Below are 2,746 nucleotides of genomic sequence, written 5' to 3' on the forward strand. Positions count from 1 at the left end.
AGATTGTGGCATACCGCGGCGGTAAAATAGCCTGCATCAAGCCCAACCGCGATAGGGTTGAGTGTAAAGGTTGCGTAATAACATGATGCCGATCGCTTAATAACATCGATGGCGATCACAGTCTCTCACGATTGTAGACCTCGTAAAAATCTAACTGACGTGATCGGCATCCGTCAATTGTTTTAATCTTTTCCTCATCGATTCTCCTTGTAATTCTATTTTTATGGCACTGTGAACAAGCCTGTCTAAGATCGCCTCTGCATGGGTCGACTCGCCTATCATTTCATACCAGTGGGCTACTGGAAGTTGGCTGGTGATCATGGTTGATTTGTAGTCATATCTAGCATCGATGATTTCCAGTAAGTCACTGCGCTGCTGAGCATTCAGTGGCTCTAATCCCCAGTCATCTAATATCAACAGGTCGCAGCCTTTGAGTTTACTGATTAACTTGCGATAGCTGCCGTCGGCTTGCGCCATAAATAGCTTTTCGAGTAGCTCTTTTAGCCTGAAGTAGTAAACACTGTGTTCTTGCTGGCAGTAGTGGTGCCCAAGTGCACAGCTGAGGTACGTTTTACCGCAACCTGTTGCGCCTGTTATCAGTAAGTTGTGATGCTGCTTGAGCCATTCCCCTTGCGCGAAGCTGCGGATTTTTCCTTTGTTTAATCCACGCTCAATGTGGTAGTCGATTTCCTGTAAGTTGGCCCTAAGCCTGAACTTAGCTTGCTTCGTTAATCGCTCTATACGCCGTTGCTCTCGGCCAGTAATTTCATACTCCAGTAATAAGCTTAACCGCTCTTCGAAGCTTTGCTCTATATAGAGATTTGGTTGCTCAAGCTGTTGTAATAACGCCGTTTTTACACCGCTCAGTTTTAAGGTGGTTAATTGATTTATTAATATATTCATGAGAAGTCCTTAGTGGTAATAATGTTGGCCGCGGATATTGTGGTGCTCGATATCGCTTAATAAATCGATTCGCGCATTCGGTAGCGGTTGTTGCTCTAAGCCTTTATTGAGCATATTGCTAATCGCTTTTAACTGAGTCACACCAGTATGCAACGCACGTTTGCACGCAAGTTCTAATCTGGCAGGCGAGTATTGTTTCGCTAAGTTCAGCAATCCTAAACAGCGGCGATAGCTTTGCTCTGGGTGTTTTCGCTCATTGAGATACCGTTTAACTAAGGTTTCTGTCTCTTTACCTATTTGGGCCGCCCAACGTTCAAGTCGCTCTGGCGACCATTGCTGGTGTTTGCGGTGTGCAATTGGCATATGTTGTTCATTGGTCGTGTGACTACCCGGGGCATAAGACCTTGGGTGCAAGGCAACGAGTTTACCTTGATGATAAACCTTCACTTGTTGACCACAGATATGTGCTTCTAGCTTTTGTTTTACCAGTGCGTACGGTACCGAGTAATAATGCTTTTCTACTTCTACATGGTAATCAATGTGTACACGCACCTTTTTCACGAAGGTGTATTGGTACACTGTTTGCGGTAAAGGTTTTAATGCGGGTTTATCTATTGCTATAAACTGGCTAGCACGGCTACCTGGGTGTTTTTTCATTTGCCTGTTGTTCATATCTTTAAGCAACTCACCAATACGTTGATTTAATTGCGCTAAACTAAAAAAGGTTTCATGGCGAAGCCGTGCCATTATCCAACGCTCAACGATTTGTACGCCGACTTCAGCTTTCGCCTTATCTTTGGGTTTATAAGGTCTGGCAGGTATCACTGTGGTGTCGTAATGCTCTGCGAGTTGTTGGTAGGTTGGGTTTAAGTCAGGCTCGTAGCGACAAGCTTTAGTGACGCCACTTTTAAGGTTGTCAGGAATGATTAACTCAGGCACACCGCCAAGAAATTCAAAACAGCGAACATGACTCATTATCCAGTCTTCAAGCCCTTGTGATAACGTGGCTTCGGCATAGGTGTAATTAGACGCGCCCATCACCGCCACGAATACTTGAGCAGTTCTAAATTCACCAGTTCTGGGGTTAACTATCGGGATAGTTGGGCCGCAATAATCAACAAATAGCTTTTCACCGGCTTTATGATGCTGACGCATTGAGCGCTTTTGGGTTTTAAACCATGCTTTGTATTGCCGACAGTAGTGGTTGTAGCTGTAATGCCCTTCTGGATGCTGCTCAGCATATTCCTGCCAGAGCAGTAATAAGGTCATGGTTTTACAGCTTAAAGCTTGCTTAACGCTAAGCCAATCAGGTGAGGCATATTGTTTAGGCTGAACTTTGGTTGTGAAGAATGCACGAGTGAGCTTACTGTCATCCCACGTATCATCTAAAGGCCAACAGGTAATGCCAAGCTGTGCAGCTCGATTAGCATAAGTTGAAACAGAGGATGGGGAAATTGATAAGCTTTTCGCGATTTGACGATGCGTTAAATTTGCGCCGTATTTTAGCCGTAATATTTCTTTTAATTTTCTCATTGATATAGGTGCCGTTGGCATAGTTATCCCCATCGCGGTTAAAATGACAAGAATAACGATTAAACACACCTACAATGTGAGAGAAAGGGTGACTTTTACGTCAATAACATCAAGTCGATCGCTCAATAACATTTCTAGGCAAAAGTGATCGGCATCGATGTTATTGCATGATCGCGATGCATGTTATTGGCTGATCGGTATCAATGTTATTTGGTGATCGCGATGCATGAAAATATGCAGTAAAGGTATCGAGCGCTCTGTCGAGTCGACTGATAATAGGTTGTGAGTCATGGACATTGCCTGCGGTGGC

Annotated in this window: 2 protein-coding genes; both read right to left on the minus strand. The window is 44.2% G+C overall.

Annotated features, from left to right (window positions below; translation table 11 throughout):
- Nucleotides 1–150 precede the first annotated feature (150 nt).
- Nucleotides 151–903 carry an IS21-like element helper ATPase IstB gene (gene istB, locus CKO50_RS23345; protein WP_095730092.1) on the minus strand — a complete coding sequence of 251 codons (753 nt, stop codon included), beginning with the start codon at nucleotides 901–903 and terminating at the stop codon, nucleotides 151–153.
- Between the two features lie 9 nt (nucleotides 904–912).
- Nucleotides 913–2,457 carry an IS21 family transposase gene (gene istA, locus CKO50_RS23350; RefSeq protein WP_095730093.1) on the minus strand — a complete coding sequence of 515 codons (1,545 nt, stop codon included), beginning with the start codon at nucleotides 2,455–2,457 and terminating at the stop codon, nucleotides 913–915.
- Between the last annotated feature and the right edge of the window lie 289 nt (nucleotides 2,458–2,746).

The sequence above is a fragment of the Pseudoalteromonas sp. HM-SA03 genome (assembly GCF_002289345.1).
In the GTDB taxonomy this organism is placed as follows: Bacteria; Pseudomonadota; Gammaproteobacteria; order Enterobacterales; family Alteromonadaceae; genus Pseudoalteromonas.

What these genes read in the sequence shown, in the direction of transcription:
- istB (WP_095730092.1), bottom strand. Translation starts at nt 903, where the DNA reads ATGAATATATTAATAAATCAATTAACCACCTTAAAACTGAGCGGTGTA.
- istA (WP_095730093.1), bottom strand. Translation starts at nt 2,457, where the DNA reads ATGCCAACGGCACCTATATCAATGAGAAAATTAAAAGAAATATTACGG.